A 19,157-nucleotide genomic window follows, 5' to 3' on the forward strand; every position below is an offset into this window, starting at 1 on the left:
CTCAAATTTCAATATTTATTATTTCGTTATTTTGAAATTCAGTCATTTCTAATTCAAATTCTTCCAATGGATAAAACAAAGGATCTTTAACAAGATACACTTCAGTTCCAATTCTATATGCTTCCATAAAAATTCTTTTTTTCAAAGTTGGAAATATAGAAATTCCTGCGTCAAAAAGAAATACGCAATCAAAATAGTTATCCTTGTAATTTGTAGAAACACCAAAATATTTAGTCGTCTTGATTGTCGAAAGGTGTTTATTCACAACTTGCTCAAACCTATCGGACCATACTAGTATTTCTTGGGGCAATAACTGTTTTAATATGCCAAGTGAGTCAGTCCCTATGAATAAATTATTGCTTTTCATTTTTGACTTGATAGCACTCAAGTCATGGTGAGCATAAACTGGTGACATCGAACAAATAACAGTTACTTCTAATTTATTGAGAACGTTATTCAAATTTATCCCAGTAATGTATTTATATAATTCACTTTCTATTGCTGGATTCTTCATAAAAAGTTTGCACCTATTATTAAAATACTCCTTAGAAATGTCTTTTGACTTACTTGGATGCGGAAAATGAATAACCGGAGATTTTTCAGAAATTATAAAAGTGTTATTATTTAGAAATAATCGATAAGACAAATCCGTATCTTCTGCTCCCCAACCATTAAACGATTCATCAAATCCTTTCACTTTCATAAATTCGGAGTTATTACATGTGAAAGCACCACTCCATCCATATACCCATGGAGCTCTCAACGTTGAGAGATCATCTTTATACAGTTGAAAAACATCTTTTCTATAATCACTCCAGACGTCCTCATATGTTTTTAAAAACTGCCCAACATTCATCGGAGATATTTTTTCAAAAATAGATCGATTAGGTAGAGTATCTTCTACATTAAACCCATAAATATAATGTAAAAGCACAGTTTTATTTGTAACTTTTTTCAATTTAAGAATAATTTCTTCAAAAAAATCTTGCTTAAATATCATATCTACGTCTAGAAAAGTTATAAATTCTCCTTTTGCAAAATCAGCCCCATAATTTCTTAATTGAGAAATATTTCCTTGTGCATGTTCATAAATTGATACATTTGGAATAGAACTAGTTGAAATTGAGTCATTTGTTACAATAATCCATTCAAATTGGTAAAGATCAGGGCGAATAAGCTTCTCGATATATTCCAATAATCTATTCAATTCTTTCGGTTTGTTCATTGCTACAGTTACAAAGGAATGGATATTACTGTTTCCAATATATTCCTTCATTAAACCCACCTCGTTCTTCGTACTTTTTAGTTTTAGCGTGCAATACATGTTCTTTCTTTAATAAGTCAAAACTATAAAATGCATCGATTACTTCTAGAATATCTGCCATCTCTTCATTTTTTTCATACACACTTTTAGCCTCAATAAATTCTTGTACTTCCTCTAATAGCTTTTTTTTAAGTTCACTTTCTACTTCAATAGACGTTAAATCAATAAATTTAGCATTTGGATTAGTTTCAAGTATTTTTTCTCTTAATTTGGTTCTAATTAGTTTATTCATTATTTTCACCTATAATTAACTTTTTCTTCGCTGAGTAAAATTTATTCCACTCAGGAAATTCTTGCCAGTTTGCTAATTCTGGTCTTCCAATTTTTATTGCAGTTATAAACCTTAAATACTGTCTTTGTAAAGGTTGCGTAATTGGTACAAGAAACTTCCTTGAAGTTACATCTTCATAATATAAATAATGTCCATATTCCATATACGCCTTGAAAAATTCACGATCATCTTCTAACTCGATAGGAAATAATCCATCCGCTTTAAAACTTTCTAGTAAGTCAATCGCAACAGGTACCGCATGCAAGTGTCCATGGTAGCATAATTGCTCTCCAGGTTGTACATTACAATAACCTACACGTCCATGTTCATAAAAAATACACGCCCCATAATACTTAGTTAATAAATTTCGTACTTTTTGTTTTAATTGAAGATATTCTTTTTTTAAAATATCTGGTAGAGCACCAATACAATGATAATGATCATTAGGCATAATTAGTGAATAACCTTCAACGATTTGACCAATAGCTAACCAGACTGTAAAATTTTCAGTTTTGATATAAATTTTATCTTTTTCCTGAGAACAAAATGTACAAAAATCAATCGTTTTATTTTTCATTGAAATACTTCCTTTCTGGAATGGGCAATTCATAAACCCTTGGAAGCTTAATATTTTGATATTCTCCCACCTTGTTACAAATCCCTCCCAAGATATCTATTAGTTTGTCTGCCTCTTCCTTTGTATTTGATTCAGATAAACTAATCCTCACACAACCATATACATTGTCATGGATATGATGGTGTAAAAAGGATGCGCATAGTAAACCTGAGCGTGTCTTAATATTTTCTTTTTGAAGTAAGCTAGAAACTCGTGCAGCAATCATTCCTTTAATATTAAAAGAAACGATACCTAATACATTGGCATTGCTATAAATATCAATATTATGCATATCAGTTAATTTATTTATTAAATAATCCGTCAGAGTATATATGTATTCTTTTTTATTTTTTAAAGTCTCTATAGACATTTCTGATAAACTACAATACAAAGAAAAAATTCCTGGATAGTTCAATGTTCCTGATTCAAAATAATATGGGAGAGTCCTTGGCTGACTAAGAAGTTCTGATAAAACACCGGTGCCACCAACTTTCAAAGGAGAAATACTAGTATGTTTGGGGTTAATATAAAACCCACCAATACCAGATAACGCTTTCAAAGCTTTATGACCAGTAAAAACGATAAAATCTGCTTCAAGGTTATTATTATCAATTTCTATATGCCCTATGGTTTGAGACATGTCAATCAAAATAGGAATATCTCCTTTTTGTTTGACACGTTTACAAATCTCGGCGATTGGTTGTACTTGACCAGTTACATTTAAACCATGGTTCACTATAACAAGATCTGTTTTTTCATCGACAAAATCAATTAGTTCATCTACATTGATTAAACCATAGCGATCACATTCAACCCAATCAACTGTTATATTTCTAATCTTTTGTAAATAGGTTAACGGACGTATTACTGAATTATGTTCTGTGACAGTAGAAACTATATTTGCGTTTTTATTTACGAATCCAAAAATAATGGTATTCAGAGCTTCTGTTGCATTACTTGTAAATATAATATGGGTTGGATACTTTACTCCTATAAGCTCTGCTAGTTTTCTCCTAGTTTCAAAGATATAATCACTTTCTTCAGTTGATTCTGAACGATTGTAACTACCGTCAGTATTTTTTATAAAATCTGAAATACTTTCCAATACTTTTTTACTTTTAGGAAATGATGTAGATGCGTTGTCAAAGTAAATAGAATCCATAGAATCGCCTCCAATATTTTAATTCGTCATCATTTTTTTTTTAACTTAAAAATATAAATTTTGTTTTTTTCTCTTTGTTTTAACTATTGTTCTTTTTTTATTTATATCAATCCCCTCTCTTCTATGTATTATTCGATACTATATCTATCGCTAGAAATATTATATCTAGAATATGATATAATGTTTCCAGAATGTACAGATTTCCGTCAAGAGAGGTGGTTACCAATGAAACATCATGAAATAATAAAAAGATTACGCAAAGAAAGAAATATAAGTCAGAGAACTCTAAGCGAAGGGATTTGTAGCCGAACAACTCTTTCTTCTTTCGAAAATACTGGAACTAATATTTCTTTGAATTTGTTCCAATCGTACTTGGACAGATTAAATATTTCTGTTGAAGATTACTTTTTACTACATTTTAATGAAGAATGGCCAAATCAAACAGTAGCTTCAAATAAGGAAAAAGCGAATAAAGTATTAGAAAAAGCCTATTATACGTATAACTGGACTGACTTAGAAGAAAAAATAAACCATACATATCAGCTATACATGAAAAGTAATGATTTCTATTATTATTACTTATTCATCCAATACAAATTATTATTATATCGAAAAATCAGGGCTGAAAAATTTATTATCACAGAGAATGAAGTTATGGTTATAAAGAACTATTTAAATGATGTAGAAGTATGGGGAGCATTCGAATTAAATTTATTCTCCAACTGTCTCTCCCTTTTTAATGATGCTTATATTTTTTCAAAAGTAAAAATTCTTCGAAAAAAATATCGGAATGTGCGAGGGAGTTTTAAATTTTACAAATTATATAGCTTCTTTATAATCAACGTTATCATGTTGAAATTTGAAAGAGACGAGCTTGAAAATATGAACTTCTATTTAGCCGAACTCAAAAGTTTCAACACGATCAATTATGTAAGAGAACGTATTTTATATAATATTTTTACTGAGATCTTAAAATGTAAGTATGATCCTACTGTCAAAAATTTCAACACGATTGATTCATTTATCGATATGTTTAGACTATTGGATTTTAATGATTATGCTCAAGAAATGGAGACTTTCGCAAAAAAAATGCTTGGATTAAGGTAATTTTATAGGGATTTACTTGTAATCTATCCATCTTCCAAAAATGTTGCTAGTGATTATGGCTCCAACCATTAAAAAGAGTGATGTCAGAAAAAAACATCAACAAAATGCTGATACTTTTAATCTATAAAACCACTAAAGATTGTAAATTTTATACACAAAGTTTTTTAAGAAGTCTAATTTGGATAGTATCAATCGTCTATTTTACAAAATTTTTGACCTATCGAGTACATTCAGGATTAGACCCCAAAACATTTAAAAATCTTTTGATAGTTTTCAAAATCAACAATCTATTGGTATAAAGAATTTCTAGTTGCTCTCCTCCATCCTTAATGTGATGGTCTAATTTATAGCCCTTTGTGAATTTGAAAATTTTATGTACGTTGCTAATTTCAGGTGACAACTAAGTTTTCTTTTTCTATTTTGAGTGCGATACCATTTTTAGAAGAGCTCTCCTTGATAACTAATATTATCACTCACCTAAAAAAGACGTTTCTTTTGACAGAAACGTCTTCTAAAATGAGTTTATAGGATATAATGCCTTGCGCTCATCTATTTAAATCAATTAACCTTTACGTAATAATCCGACACATTCCACATGATGTGTTTGTGGGAATAAATCAACTGGTTGGACTTTTTCCAATTTATAACCATCTTCTGCAAACAACTTCACATCTCTGGCAAACGTTGCAGGATTGCATGAGATATAAACGATTCGTTCAGGAGCCATCTCGATCGCTGAATCAATAAAGCGTGCATCCAAGCCTTTTCTTGGAGGATCGACAACTAAAACAGTTGGTTTGATCCCTTTTTCTTGCCATTTTTTCATGACTGTTTCGGCTTTTCCAACTTCATAATGCGCATTTTCGATTTTATTTGTCAATGCGTTAAACTGTGCATCTTCAATTGCTGCTGGTACGATTTCCATTCCATAAACGCTTGCTACTTGGTCTGCTATAGATAAACCAATCGTTCCAATTCCTGAATAGGCATCAATCACGACATCGTCATTTTTCAATTCAGCAAATTCAATCGCTTTTTGATACAGTACTTCGGTTTGTAATGTATTGACCTGATAAAAGGATTTAGAAGAAATACGATAGGTCTTACCAAGTAACTGATCTTCGATATATGATTGACCAAAAAGAACTTTTTCTTTTTCTCCTAAAATGACATTCGTTTTTTCTTCGTTGATATTTTGGATCACTGACACCACTTCCGGTAAAGCTTCATGGATGGCTTCAGCGATTTCTTTCGCTTTGAAGAATTTTTCTTTTCGAGTGACTAGAACGACCATCATTTGATGGGTGTAATGACCTCTACGAACAATGATATGACGAATTTGTCCTTCATTTTTTTCTTCATTGTAGCCACGTACTTGGAAACGTTGCAAGATGTCTCTTACCTTAATGATGGCTTGATCGATTTGTGGGTCTTGGATGAAGAAATCTTCTATTTCCACTAAGTCATGACTGTTTTTCTTGTAAAAACCAGTCACTAATTCGCCTTCGACGCGACGAACAGGAATCTGTGCTTTATTGCGATATCCTGTAGGTTCTTCCATCCCGATCGTTGGTTGTACTGTGACTTCAGGCATTTTAGCGATTTTAGCTAAAACGTGTTCGACTTGTTTTTGTTTGAATACTAATTGTTGATCATAACTTAAATGGGCTAAAGGAGCGATTCCTGTACGCAACAGAACATTACTAGTGATTTCTTGACGGTCTGGTGACGTCGTCAACCAGTTTTCGACCTTACCATAGCCAAATTTATTGCCTGCTTTTACGACAAGGATCTCCACTTGTTCACCTGGCAAAGCATTTTCAATAAATAATGGATAGCCATCAATTTTCGCAACACCTAACCCCTCGTAACTTAAATCGATGATATCAACAGTATACCGTTCATTTTTCTTAATTGTTTGTGTCATTTCATTACTCCTATTCTTTTGAATGGTTTCTAATTTTGTCCGTTTAACAAAGGAAAGAGCTGGGAGATCCATTCATTCCCAGCCCTTTTTTTCTTCAGTCTATTGGAAAAAGTAAGTAATCCTATGATCATTGCTTTTTCCTTCTAATAGTCGTCCAATCCTACTCAGTTCTGATCCTTATCAGCAATTTTGCCATCGCCATCGATGTCTTCATCCGTCAAACGTTCTACTTCTTTGACGAATTCTTTGCTAACTTCTTCTAGTTCTTCTTCCTCAAAACCAGTGATTGCCTCATCTGGAATTTGATCTGTGTTTGCATAAAACTCGATATGTTGATGAAGATTTTGGAAATGCATTGGAGCATTCCCACCGTATTCGCCATCTAAATTGATCATGACAGGACGATTCGCATTATCTTCGGTTTCAACATAAAGGGAACTTGTTTTTGTATAAATGACCCTTGGATCATCTACATGCTTTCCTCCATTGAGCATGAGTGCGGCAATGTGTAGGATCTCAAAAATATTCGCCGTTTTGACAATGATCAAAGAAAATTTTCCATCATCTAGCTTTGCATCAGGCGCAATTTGTTCAAATCCACCAACGGAATTCGTCAACCCTAAAAAGAACATCGAAGCATTGCCATTATATTCTCCTTCGTCATACTTCAAGTGCATCTTGATCGGTTTGACACGTGGTAACATTTCTGCTCCTTTTGCCAAATATGCAAGATAGCCAAAAATACTTTTCAATTCGGAAGGAACTTCGTAGGTCAATTCTGTCAAGTAGCCACCAGCTGCAATATTGATGAAATAGCTATTATCGGATTGACCGATATCCATTTTGACTGTTTGATTCTTTTTGATGACTTCTGCTGCTGCCTTGATATTATCTCGAGGAATCTTCAAGGCGCGAGCATAGTCATTGGTCGTTCCCGCTGGAATGATCGCCATTTTAGGTCTAACTTCCAGTGAGGCGATACCATTGACGACTTCATTGATCGTCCCATCGCCACCAGCAGCAACGACAAGATCAAAACCTAACTCAGCGACTCGTCGTGCTTCATTTTTTGCCGAGTCCTCTTCCGGAGTCGTGGCATAAGCACTTGCTTCATAGCCCGACTCCTCCAGAGCTTGGAGGATGTCGGCAAGATTACGTTTTAACAATTCTTTACCTGAGACCGGATTATAGATCACACGCGCTTTTTTCATAGCATTCCTCTATCGTTTCGCTAATTCTTCATTTAGCAATTTGTTGACCACACCTGGGTTTGCTTGTCCTTTTGTAGCTTTCATGATTTGTCCAACTAAGAAACCGACTGCACGGTCTTTTCCGTTTTTGAAATCATCAACAGATTGTTGATTGTTATCTAAAATTTCATTGATGATCGGTAATAACTTCGCTGGGTCAGATAATTGGACCCAACCGTTTGCTTCGACAACACTTTGTGCATCTCCGCCATTCATGATCAACTCACGAAAGACTTTTTTCGCAATTTTAGAACTGATCGTACCATCTGCGATCAAAAGAATCATACCTGCTAAGTTTTCAGGTGTTAATTTCGTTTCAGCTAATTCTAACTTTTCACTGTTTAAGTAAGCTGATACTTCACCCATCAACCAGTTGGATGCTTGTTTGGCATCTGCCCCATTTTCCAATGTTGCTTCAAAGAAATCAGACATTTCTTTTGATAGTGTCAATACTTTTGCATCATACTCTGGTAGACCCAGTTCACGAATATAACGTTCACGACGAGAGGCAGGCATTTCTGGTAAGCTTGCTTTCACTCGTTGGATCCATTCGTCATCGATCACGAATCTTGGGATATCAGGTTCTGGGAAGTAACGATAGTCACTTGACCCTTCTTTGACACGCATCAAGATCGTCTTATTCGTCGTTTCATCAAAGCGACGAGTTTCTTGTTGGATCTCTCCACCAGATAACAATACTTTTGCTTGGCGTTTTTCTTCAAATGCTAAACCTTTTTTGACAAAAGAAAGGGAGTTCAAGTTTTTCAATTCTGCTTTTGTCCCAAATTCTTCTTGTCCATAGGGGCGTAAAGAAATGTTCGCATCACAACGCATTGAACCTTCTTCTAATTTCACGTCACTGACTTCAGTAAATTGGATCACAGAACGCAAAGCTTCTAAATAAGCATAGGCTTCTTCTGGAGAACGCATGTCTGCTTCTGAAACGATCTCGATCAATGGTGTTCCTTGTCTGTTTAGATCGACATAAGAGTAACCACCGATGCCGTGCATGTTTTTCCCTGCATCTTCTTCTAAATGCACACGTTCAATGCGGATTTTTTTCTTTTTACCTTCCACTTCGATCTCGATCCAGCCATCATGACCGATCGGTTGATCGAATTGTGAGATTTGGTAAGCTTTGGGATTGTCAGGATAGAAATAGTTTTTGCGGTCAAAATGAGTATCTTTCGAAATTTCGCAATTCAATGCTAACGCTGCACGCATCCCAAATTCCAGCGCGGCTTTATTCATTACTGGTAAAACTCCAGGGTATCCCCAGTCGATCACATTGGTGTTGCTGTTTGGTTCAGCACCAAAATGCGCAGGAGCTGGAGAGAAGATTTTTGAGTTGGTTTTTAATTCCACATGGACTTCAAGTCCAATGACTGTTTCAAAATTCATTCGGCTTTCCCTCCTAAAATAGCTGGTTGTTGACGATGGAACTCAGTCGCTTGCTCAAAAGCATAAGCTGCTTGATACATGGTTTTCTCTTCGAAATAATTACCGATGATCTGTAAACCAACTGGTAATCCTTCCGATAAGCCTGCAGGTACTGACATGCCTGGTAGTCCTGCCAAGTTCACTGGGATCGTCAAGATATCACTCATATACATCGTGATCGGGTCGTTGATATTTTCACCAAGACCGAACGCAACTGTTGGTGAAGAAGGGCCGATGATCAAATCATAATCCGCGAAAACTTTTTCAAAGTCACGCTTGATCAATGTACGGACTTGTCCTGCTTTTTTGAAATGCGCGTCATAGTAACCTGCACTCAATGAGAACGTTCCTAACATGATCCGGCGTTTTACTTCTTCTCCGAAACCTTCAGAACGTGAATTGACATAAACGTCATCCAAGTTCTTGACATCTTCTGAACGATATCCATAACGAATACCGTCAAAACGTTGCAAGTTCGAACTTGCTTCAGATGAAGCAATGATATAGTAGACAGCCACGCCATATTTTGAATGAGGTAAGCTAACTTCTTCAACTGTTGCACCTAATGAACGGAATGTTTCAGCTGCTTTAAGAATTGCTTCTTTCACGCCTTCATCGACACCTTCACCTAAATATTCTTTAGGTAAAGCAATCTTCATTCCTTTAATATCACCAGACAAGCCATCTGCAAAGTTAGGCACAGATACACCAGATGAAGTACCGTCTTTTTCGTCGTAGCCACTGATTGCGGTCAATGCTAATGCGTTATCTTTGACTGTCCGGGTCATTGGACCGATTTGGTCTAAAGATGAAGCAAATGCAATCAAACCGAAACGTGACACACGACCATAAGTTGGTTTCATTCCTACGATCCCATTGAAAGCGGCTGGTTGGCGGATACTTCCACCAGTGTCACTACCTAGAGAAACTGGCACTTGTCCTGCGGCAACTGCGGCGGCTGAACCACCAGATGATCCGCCAGGTACTTTTGTTTGATCCCAAGCGTTCTTTGTTTTTTTGAAGTAAGAAGTTTCGGTACTTCCGCCCATTGCAAATTCATCCATGTTCAATTTACCAACAGGGATCATGTCTGCTTCGTATACTTTTTCCATGACTGTCGCATCGTAGATCGGTTCAAAATTATAAAGGATCTTTGAAGCTGCTGTCGTCAAAAGATCTTTTGTCACGATGTTGTCTTTGATACCGATCGGGATACCAGAAAGGACATTATGCTCATCGATGCCTTTTTCATCTAAGGCTTTGGCTTGGGCTAAAGCTTTCTCTTCATTCAATGTAATGAATGCATCAATCGCAGGTTCTGTATCCTTGATACGATCAAATGTAGCTCTCACTAAGTCTTGTGCAGTGATTTCTTTTGACACTAATAAGTCGTGTAGTTCTTCTAATGAACGATTGTATAATTCTGTCATTATGCGCCAGCCTCCCCATTATCGATGATTGCTGGTACTTTGATGAACCCATCTTCTTTTTCTGGTACATTTTTTAATAATTCATCTCTGCTCCAACCTAGTTGTGCACGGTCTTGTCGCATGACGTTGACAGTTTCAACGACGTTTGATGTAAATGGTACGCCTTCTGTGTCTACTTCTTCCAGCATTTCTACCATGTCAATGATTTTTCCTAATTGGTCAGTAAAACCTGCGCGCTCTTCGTCGGCAAATTTCAATTTGGCTAACTTCGCTACATGTTTTACTTGTTCTTCACTAATCGCCATAGTACCCCTTCTTTCCTAAATGAAAACTTTGCTTCTTATTTTAACATAAGAAATTCGCATTCTGAAATTCTTTCTTGAAATTTATCTGAAAAATTATTCTGCTCCCTCGACAGGATGACTCTCTGCTAACGCGTCAGCCATTTGATCTTCCGTCCAAACCTCGACCCCTAACTCTTGGGCTTTCGTTAATTTACTACCCGCATCTTCGCCAGCGACAACGATATCTGTTTTTTTCGATACGCTACCAGTGACTTTTCCGCCAAGATTCTCAATCGTTTCTTTGGCTTCTTCCCTTGTGAATCGAGTTAGTTTGCCCGTCAATACGATCGTCTTGTTTTTGAACGGCGATTCTACTTCTTTCAGCTGTGTCGAACGAATCCCTTTGTATTCAAGGTTGACACCTGCTTGTTTTAACTCTTCCATCAACTCGTGGACTTCTTCGTTGTCAAAATAAGTCACTACACTATCTGCAATAATATCCCCGATCGTATCTAATTGGATGATTGATTCAAAATCGCTGCGACTCAACGTTTCTAAATCGCCAAAATGCTCTGCTAAGATTTTCGCTGCTTTTGCGCCAACGTGACGGATACCTAAACCAAAGATCAAGCGTTCTACCGAGTTATCTTTGCTATTGTCGATCGCTGTTAAAATATTATTCGCTGATTTTTCTTTGATTTTGTCTAACGTCAATAATTCTTCTTCTGTTAGTTTATAGAGATCGGCAACATCAGCGACTAGTTTCTTATCGTACATCTGTTCCAAGACTCTTGGGCCTAAGCCATCGATGTTCATCGCATTTCGGGAAACGAAATGGTTCAGTCCTTCTTTCATTTGTGCGGGACACTTCGGATTGATGCAACGCAAGGCAACTTCTTCATCTAAATGAACCAACTCACTGTGACAGACAGGGCAATGTTCGGGCATTTTATAAGGCTCGCTGTCTTTTGGACGTTTATCTAAAATAACTTGTGCGACTTCTGGAATGATATCCCCTGCCTTATAGATTTGGACAGTATCGTTCAAGCGGATATCTTTCATTTGGATATAATCCCCGTTATGCAGACTGGCGCGACTGACCGTCGTTCCAGCAACACGAACTGGTGTCATGATCGCTGTCGGTGTCACTACACCCGTTCTGCCGACCGTCCATTCGATTTCTTCGATGACCGTTTCTACTTCTTCAGGTGGAAATTTATAGGCTGTTGCCCAACGTGGGGCTTTAACCGTAAAACCTAATTGGTCTTGGATTGAAAAGTCATTGACTTTAATAACGATCCCGTCGATCTCATAAGGTAAGTCTTTTCGTTTTTCATGGTATTCCTCAATGAACGCCCAAACTTCTTCGATTGAGTGACAAAGCCGTTTTTCATGGTTCGTATGGAAACCGATCTTGTCTAATTCTTCTAACGCTTCGTATTGCGTAGTGGCTTGCATTGGTCCAAAATCGGCTACGGTATATAAGAACGTATCAAGATTTCTTTTTGCTGTGATCTTGGAATCTAACTGGCGCAAGGAACCCGCTGCAGCATTGCGGGGATTGGCAAAGACTGGTTTACCTTCTTCTTCATTTTTTTGGTTCAATTTTACAAATGAACGTTTTGGCATAAAGCATTCGCCACGCACTTCAATACTCATTGGTTCTTTTAATTTGATTGGAACAGAGCGTACAGTTTTCAGATTTTCCGTGATATTTTCGCCGACAGAACCATCCCCACGAGTTGCTCCCCGAACAAACTCGCCATTCTCATAACGCAAGGATACCGATAAACCATCGATTTTCAATTCACAGCAATAATCGACTGGATGGCCGATTGCTTTTTGGACGCGTTGATCAAATGCTAATAGTTCTTCTTTATTGAAGACATCGTTCAAACTATATAATGGAATGTCATGTGTGACTTTTTCAAATGCTGAAAGAATCTTTCCACCTACTCGTTGTGTCGGTGAATCTGCGGTGATCAGGTCTGGATATTGTTCTTCGATCGCCACTAATTCGGCATAGGTTTTGTCGTAGATATAATCTTCTACTGTTGGCTGGTCCAACACATAATACTCACGAGACCAACGATCTAACTGCACTCTGAGTTCTTCTGCTTTTTTTGTTGCTTCATCGATCGTCATTTCGTGTTCCATCTTTTTCTCCCCCTATTGAACTAAACTTTTTCGATTGGTGCAAAAGCGGCTAATACACGCTTGACTCCTTGACTTGGAAAAGCAATATCAAGTTCAAGATCTTTTGCGTCACCACTTACTCTAACCACTGTTCCTGGTCCCCATTTTTTATGTTTGACTTTATCTCCTGGTTTCCAACCACCTGTTTCACCACCTGTAGCGACTTTTGCTGAAACACCTGCTTTTGTTGGTTGTTGGTACTTAGGTGTCGCGTTATTCGTACGAAAAGGTGACGGTTGAGACGCATTCGGTGTTGGACGCATGCCATGGATGTCTAATAATTCTTGATCAATTTCTTCTAAGAAACGTGATGGGCGATTGTACTGCGTGCGTCCATACAACGTTCGCGAAAAGGCATTTGTTAAAAACAATGCTTCTTCGGCTCTGGTGATCCCCACATAAGCCAATCGACGTTCTTCTTCCAATTCACTTTCTTCCATCAAGGCACGTGAAAGCGGAAAAACCCCTTCCTCTAAACCAATCAAGAATACCACTGGAAATTCTAATCCTTTAGCCGCATGTAATGTCATCAATGTTACTTGTTTCGTTTCTTCTTCTAAATTATCCAGATCTGAAACAAGCGCTAAATCATTCAAGAATACGGTCAATTTGTCTTCTGGTGATTCTGCATTATCTAATCCTTCTTTTTCAAATTGTTTATCAAATTCTTGTGTCACGGTCAAAAACTCATCCAAGTTTTCGATACGTGCTTGTGATTCTAAGGTATTTTGGATTTTTAGATCATCTAAATAGCCGCTACGCTCTAACACTTCTTTGGTTAACTCTGTGACGGTCAAATAAGGGATCATTTCAGTCAATTGGTGCATCATCTCGCCAAAAGAGCCTAATTGTGTTCCGGCTTTTCCACCGATGTTCGCTAATTCAACATTTCTTGCAGCCTCTAGCAATGGCCATTCGTGCATCGTGGCAAAGCTACGGAGTTTTTCCACCGATCCTGGTCCAATGCCACGTTTTGGTGAGTTGACGATCCGCTCAAAACTCAGTGAATCTTGAGGATTAGCCATCACATTAAGATACGCCAAAACATCTTTGATTTCTTTTCGATCATAGAATTTATGACCTCCAACCATTTTGTACGGAATATTGGCTTTCAGTAAGGTTTCTTCCATGACACGCGATTGGGCATTTGTTCGGTAAAGAATGGCAAAATCTCCATAATTCCGACGATTCATTTGGATCTCTTCTTGCATTCTTTCTACAATAAAACGTGTTTCGTCACGTTCATTGTCTGCTCGATAGTAGGTGATTTTATTCCCATCTTGATTTTCAGTCCATAGATTTTTGGGTTTGCGATTGCTGTTGTTTTCAATGACTTGATTCGCTGCATTCAAGATTGTTTTTGTTGAGCGATAATTTTGTTCTAACAAGATCACCGCAGCATCTGGATAATCTTTTTCAAAGTCCAAGATGTTTTGCATATCTGCTCCACGCCAACCGTAAATACTTTGATCTGCATCTCCTACTACGCAAAGATTTCTGAAACGTCCGGCTAATAGATTGACCAACGTATATTGTGCATGGTTCGTATCTTGATATTCATCTACATGGATGTAATGGAATTTGTTTTGGTAATACGTCAATGAATCTGGATGCTCATCAAATAAACGGATCGTATTCATGATCAGATCATCAAAATCCATACATTGGTTGTATTGGAGTTCCTTCTGGTATGCTGCATAGCATTTCGCAGCAATTTCTTCATAGTAACTGCCTTGCATTTTGGCAAAAGCCTCTGGTGACAATAAGCTATTTTTTGCTTGCGAGATCGAACCTAAAAGGCTTCTTGGATCGTACTTTTTAGGGTCGATATTCAGTTCCTTCAAAATTCGTTTCATCAACGATAATTGTTCGGAAGAATCAATAATCGTAAAGTTTCGGTTATACCCGATATAATCCACATCACGTCTTAAAATACGGACACACATGGAGTGAAAGGTAGATACCCAAACATCTTCGCCGCCTGTTTCTAAAATAGCATTGACCCGTTCTTTCATTTCTTTCGCCGCTTTATTGGTAAAGGTGATCGCCAAGATATTCCACGGATTCACTTCTTTTTCTTCAATCAAATAAGCGATTCGATGCGTCAAAACGCGGGTTTTCCCACTACCGGCGCCAGCCATCAATAAAAGCGGGCCATCCGTATGTAGAACCGCTTCTTTTTGACGAGGGTTCATTCCCTTTAATAAGTTTTCTTTGGATGACATTCACAACATCCTTTCTATTATCAATCCTTCTAATTATAGCATTATCATGCGGTTCAATAAAGGGAATCTTCTTGTGAAAGCTTGTTTATATCTTGTGAAGAACCTAGAATAAAAAAGAAATATTCTACTTTAATATACGTCTAACCATCGGTTTTACAAAATTTTGAAGAATTTCAAAAGGCGTCCATTTTGACCATTCATAAATGAATAAAGAACCCTTGTATCATGTCAGAAAAAGGTCAAAAAAGCAGTCTGGTCTATTGTTCTACTTTGTCATCCTAAAAAAGCCAGAAAATCTAAAATATGCCCATTTTTAGATTTTCTGGCTTTCGTTTGAAGATCCCTCTCCTAAAACATCCCTTATTTAGTTTTCAAATTAATAACAAGCTGCGTTCACCGCTTCTTCCGTACATGGCAACATCTATTTACTAAGTTCAACTTTGAGCGCTTAGTTTGTAGATGAACCGGTATCTCACATCATGTTTATCCGTCATGGGACCAGAATATTCTCCTTTAAGGTATAGTTTTAAGGGATTCTCAAGAAAAGGCAATACTTCAATTGAATCTGATTGATTTTCACCAAGAATCAATGGCCCAGAATGTTGCCCATTTGTCGCTGCTAAATGAAGACGTAAATGTTTATGGGCGTCTTGCACTACATTATTCACTAAAGTCACTGGCGTTTCTTCAATTGAATGGTCAATTACTTCAGTCACTGAAAAACCGATTGGAAAATTACTATGGCTGATGATTGGTTGGGCGGCGGCCAGTTCATCAAATTCTCCTGCTTCACGGACAGTAAAGAATTTCTCCAAAGGTACTTCCACACTCAGCACACTCTTAGGCACATCAACTACGAATTCCTTCCACAAACTTTGACTTAAGTATTTCTGAAGTTCTGGATCTTCTTGCATGATTCCTGTTACTTTCACATAGACATAGTAGGTGCCAGCGCGTAATTTTTCTTGTTTCCAAGTTCTTTCAGTCTCTGAAGTTTCAATTGCTACTACACCACTAGTTGCAGGGGTAGTACTAGTAATCTGCGATTGAGCCGCCTCTGTGTTGATGGACATCCCTGACCAAAGCGGTTCTTTACTCAGTATAAATTGATGATTCGTCAACGGGCGGTTGCTTGGTGTCACCGTCTCAATTGTCGTGGTCAGTTCACTCACATCTAAATCAACCTCTGGACTAGTCTCAACTGTTGGAATATCGAATTTTTTTTGGTAAATCACTTCATTCGTTATACCAAGCGTATACAAATCAACAAGTTGTTCTGTCGCAATATCTTTCGAAATCGGTTGATTATACCGATCCTGCGCATTGAATTGATAGCCACCGATTTCTCCAGATTGCCCATCTAAACGGTTGATTTGAATTTTTTCTATTCCACTACTAATTGAACTAGTTACTGACGTACTTCTTTTTTTGAACCTGATCAATTCAGGCTCATTCACATTAAACAAGACTTTAGAACTAGGCGTTAGAAGGGGATTAAACGTGGAGTAAGTGCTGAAAGTCAACTGTGCATCTTTAGCAACATTTATCTCCGACACCGTGGTTGAAGACTGCTTGGCAAGCCCAAATTCCATTAACCCCTCACTTTCATAACTTAGCTTACTGCCTTCTCCTATAAATAGATCATATCCCACAGGGGTAATGCCTAACTGAGGAATATTGGCATTAATGATTACTTCCGAACGATCTTCTAGTTGAATTTGTAATCTTTGATCAGCCGAACTTTGACCGGTTGCTAATTGAGTACTAAATATCGCTGAATTAACGAGTCTATCATCAGAAATCAGATACGTTTTAGAATTTTCTGCAAATGTCACATGCCACATGTCGATCATCGAACTATAGATTGGAAGAAAAGAACCATCAATAGTGATTATATTTTCTCCGTAAAAAGTAATTGTAGATTCTTGGTTGTTAGTAAAAAATCGACGACCACCATAATTCGTATAAATCGTAATATTTTCTACACTTAAATGAAACGGAATGGACACATTAGCAGAAGTCAATATTCCAGATGTAGGAAGCAAACTTATCTCTGACCCTCCAGGAATTACATAGCCCTTTTTACCAAAATTAAGATTTTTGATGGTTACATTTACGTTTGGGACTTGTACTCGAAAGAGATAAGATCCTTGGTTGGTACTGGAAGAATGCATGTAAAACCCTTGCCCGTCAATGATGATATCTTTATGAATATCATGGACACCTGAAGCGTAAAAAAGAATATTAGCAGTGTATTTAATATGATAAGGTCCGCTACCGGCATCGGTATTTATCGCATTTAACGCAGCAATCAAATCGTCTCGGGAAGCTACTGTATAAGGATCGGTTTCTGTCCCACTTCCACCATATGCTCTAGCCACTTGATTAGATTCTGATAGAGTCCCTTCTCCATTATCATTTACTGAATTGCGATCACTTCCCAAAAAATTAGGGTCCCTCTGTCCGCTTTGTACAATACTTGATTCAGTTTTTCCATCTACTAAATCAGTTTCAGCGTAAACTAATTGATTCAAAAATAATAGTTGAGTGAACAACAAAAATGTCCAATAGATAAGCCACCTTTTATGTTGTTTCATATTTACCTCCATGTATGAGATTTTTTTATTGATTCATAGAGAGTTCAACGCTTACTATAAGCCAGTTCACCCTTTTTTATCTGAAAACTCCTGATACTCTTCACTAGTTATTCACTTCATTATTCAGTTTAATGATGACCAGCCTGTAAGCGATGACATAAATAACTAAAAAATCAGTTCAGTTTCAATCGCTGTCTCCACTAAATCATTTGTTCATTTTACGATCAATAATTCGATAGCTGATCACAGCAAACACAAGGAAAATACCTACCCACGTCACAACTAAAGGTTCCGATTGTTCATTGGTTTTTGGAAAATAATCAATCGTTTGCGTTTCGACTTTGATCGGTATTTGGGTACTCCCTTGGATATCTGTTCGAATTGCTGTGTTTGTATCGTTTATTTGTTCAAGTTGCTCATCTGTCCTCGTTGAATCCGTCGTTGATGTGCGCTCCTCAGAAGAACTACTCTCTCTGTTGATGGCTGACTTTCTCCAGGGGGTGGTTTAATTTCTTCAGTCGGCGGTCGACTATCCACGATACCTAATTCGCCTTTTAACTCTATATTTGTCTCCATAATATTCCTTACCTCTCTCTATTCAAAGATAACCAGCTTTAAATGTTCCCCTTATATCTATAAAAATCAAACGTTTCGACTGATCATCTGCTCATTTTTGCTTGATTATTTCGCGGTCAACTGATAAACAAATGAATAGCTGACCTCATGTTTTTGCTGGAGTGACCCAGCATATTCTCCCTTGAGATACAAATGCAACGGATTATCTAAAAATGGGAGTATTTCAATGGGAGACGCTTGATTCAGTCCCACAACTAGAGAACCAGAATCTTGGTTATTCGTCGTCCCTAAGTGCAAACGTAGCTGTTTGTTTGCGCCAGATAGAATTTCATTCACCAATGTCACAGGTGAAGCTGTGGCATGTTCCACGACTTCGGTTACCGTTAAATTGATCGGAAAATTACTGTGGCTGATAATCGGTTGAGAGGATGCAATCGTATCAAATTGCCCTTCTTCACGAATTTTAAAAATTTTTTCTAAAGGAACTTCGACATTTAATGGACTTTTTGGCACCTCGATAACGACTTCATACCAAAAGCTTTCACTTGGTAAATGTGCTAGTTCAGGATTTTCATGTAGTTGACCAGTTACTTTCACGTAGACATAATAGGTGCCAGCATAAAGTTTTTGCTCTTGCCATAAGCTTTCAGTAGGTGAAGATCGAACAGCAACCATTCCATTCGTTGTAAGGGTAGCATTGTTGATTTGAGTTTGTGCTGTTTGATTATTGACTGAACTACCTGTCCACAACC

Annotated in this window: 15 protein-coding genes; 1 reads left to right on the forward strand and 14 read right to left on the reverse strand. The window is 37.2% G+C overall.

Features of this window, described 5'->3' with window-relative positions:
• Position 1: 1 nt before the first annotated feature.
• From I2F89_RS01665 to I2F89_RS01680, 4 genes are read right to left on the reverse strand one after another with little or no spacing between them, the layout of a single operon-like run.
• Positions 2 to 1,276 carry a glycosyltransferase family 2 protein gene (locus tag I2F89_RS01665; protein ID WP_195513301.1) on the reverse strand — a complete coding sequence of 425 codons (1,275 nt, stop codon included), beginning with the start codon at positions 1,274 to 1,276 and terminating at the stop codon, positions 2 to 4.
• Positions 1,251 to 1,556, reverse strand: coding sequence for a nucleoside triphosphate pyrophosphohydrolase (locus I2F89_RS01670; RefSeq protein WP_081355902.1), 306 nt, complete (start codon positions 1,554 to 1,556; stop codon positions 1,251 to 1,253). The genes I2F89_RS01665 and I2F89_RS01670 overlap by 26 nt, the downstream gene beginning before the upstream one ends.
• On the reverse strand, positions 1,549 to 2,172 hold the full coding sequence (locus tag I2F89_RS01675) for a hypothetical protein (RefSeq protein WP_071866279.1): 624 nt from the start codon (positions 2,170 to 2,172) through the stop codon (positions 1,549 to 1,551). The genes I2F89_RS01670 and I2F89_RS01675 overlap by 8 nt, the downstream gene beginning before the upstream one ends.
• Positions 2,162 to 3,373: an aminotransferase class V-fold PLP-dependent enzyme gene (locus tag I2F89_RS01680; protein ID WP_161643079.1), complete on the reverse strand. Its 1,212-nt coding sequence runs from the start codon at positions 3,371 to 3,373 to the stop codon at positions 2,162 to 2,164. Before I2F89_RS01680 ends, I2F89_RS01675 begins: the two co-directional genes overlap by 11 nt.
• Positions 3,374 to 3,598: 225 nt before the next feature.
• Here I2F89_RS01680 and I2F89_RS01685 point away from each other — a divergent pair, with 225 nt between their 5' ends.
• Entirely contained in the window at positions 3,599 to 4,480 is an 882-nt protein-coding gene (locus I2F89_RS01685; protein ID WP_071866277.1) for an Rgg/GadR/MutR family transcriptional regulator, read from the forward strand.
• A gap of 562 nt (positions 4,481 to 5,042) precedes the next feature.
• Here I2F89_RS01685 and rlmD read toward each other — a convergent pair.
• From rlmD to I2F89_RS01735, 10 genes are all read right to left on the reverse strand, one after another.
• Entirely contained in the window at positions 5,043 to 6,407 is a 1,365-nt protein-coding gene (gene rlmD, locus I2F89_RS01690; protein WP_071866276.1) for a 23S rRNA (uracil(1939)-C(5))-methyltransferase RlmD, read from the reverse strand.
• A gap of 164 nt (positions 6,408 to 6,571) precedes the next feature.
• Positions 6,572 to 7,618, reverse strand: a complete 1,047-nt coding sequence (locus tag I2F89_RS01695) for a diacylglycerol kinase (RefSeq protein WP_023519798.1) — start codon at positions 7,616 to 7,618, stop codon at positions 6,572 to 6,574.
• A 9-nt stretch (positions 7,619 to 7,627) separates the two neighbouring features.
• Positions 7,628 to 9,058 (reverse strand): Asp-tRNA(Asn)/Glu-tRNA(Gln) amidotransferase subunit GatB, encoded by a 1,431-nt coding sequence (gatB, locus tag I2F89_RS01700; protein ID WP_071866275.1) that lies wholly within the window; start codon positions 9,056 to 9,058, stop codon positions 7,628 to 7,630.
• A complete protein-coding gene (gene gatA, locus I2F89_RS01705; protein ID WP_071866274.1) occupies positions 9,055 to 10,527 on the reverse strand; it encodes an Asp-tRNA(Asn)/Glu-tRNA(Gln) amidotransferase subunit GatA in 1,473 nt (490 codons plus the stop codon). Before gatA ends, gatB begins: the two co-directional genes overlap by 4 nt.
• Positions 10,527 to 10,832, reverse strand: a complete 306-nt coding sequence (gene gatC, locus I2F89_RS01710) for an Asp-tRNA(Asn)/Glu-tRNA(Gln) amidotransferase subunit GatC (protein WP_010735262.1) — start codon at positions 10,830 to 10,832, stop codon at positions 10,527 to 10,529. The genes gatA and gatC overlap by 1 nt, the downstream gene beginning before the upstream one ends.
• 93 nt (positions 10,833 to 10,925) lie before the next feature.
• Positions 10,926 to 12,968, reverse strand: coding sequence for an NAD-dependent DNA ligase LigA (gene ligA, locus I2F89_RS01715; protein WP_071866273.1), 2,043 nt, complete (start codon positions 12,966 to 12,968; stop codon positions 10,926 to 10,928).
• Positions 12,969 to 12,988: 20 nt separating this feature from the next.
• Positions 12,989 to 15,232: a DNA helicase PcrA gene (pcrA, locus tag I2F89_RS01720; protein ID WP_195513302.1), complete on the reverse strand. Its 2,244-nt coding sequence runs from the start codon at positions 15,230 to 15,232 to the stop codon at positions 12,989 to 12,991.
• 434 nt (positions 15,233 to 15,666) lie between these two features.
• The gene (locus I2F89_RS01725) at positions 15,667 to 17,829 is read right to left on the reverse strand and encodes a hypothetical protein (protein ID WP_161643073.1); all 2,163 of its coding nucleotides are present in this window, start codon (positions 17,827 to 17,829) and stop codon (positions 15,667 to 15,669) included.
• A gap of 399 nt (positions 17,830 to 18,228) precedes the next feature.
• The gene (locus I2F89_RS01730) at positions 18,229 to 18,405 is read right to left on the reverse strand and encodes a hypothetical protein (RefSeq protein WP_195513303.1); all 177 of its coding nucleotides are present in this window, start codon (positions 18,403 to 18,405) and stop codon (positions 18,229 to 18,231) included.
• Positions 18,406 to 18,510: 105 nt separating this feature from the next.
• Positions 18,511 to 19,155 (reverse strand): hypothetical protein, encoded by a 645-nt coding sequence (locus I2F89_RS01735; protein WP_195513304.1) that lies wholly within the window; start codon positions 19,153 to 19,155, stop codon positions 18,511 to 18,513.
• Between the last annotated feature and the right edge of the window lie 2 nt (positions 19,156 to 19,157).

The sequence above is a fragment of the Enterococcus sp. 1001283B150225_161107_E12 genome (assembly GCF_015556925.1).
GTDB lineage: Bacteria > Bacillota > Bacilli > Lactobacillales > Enterococcaceae > Enterococcus_B > Enterococcus_B mundtii.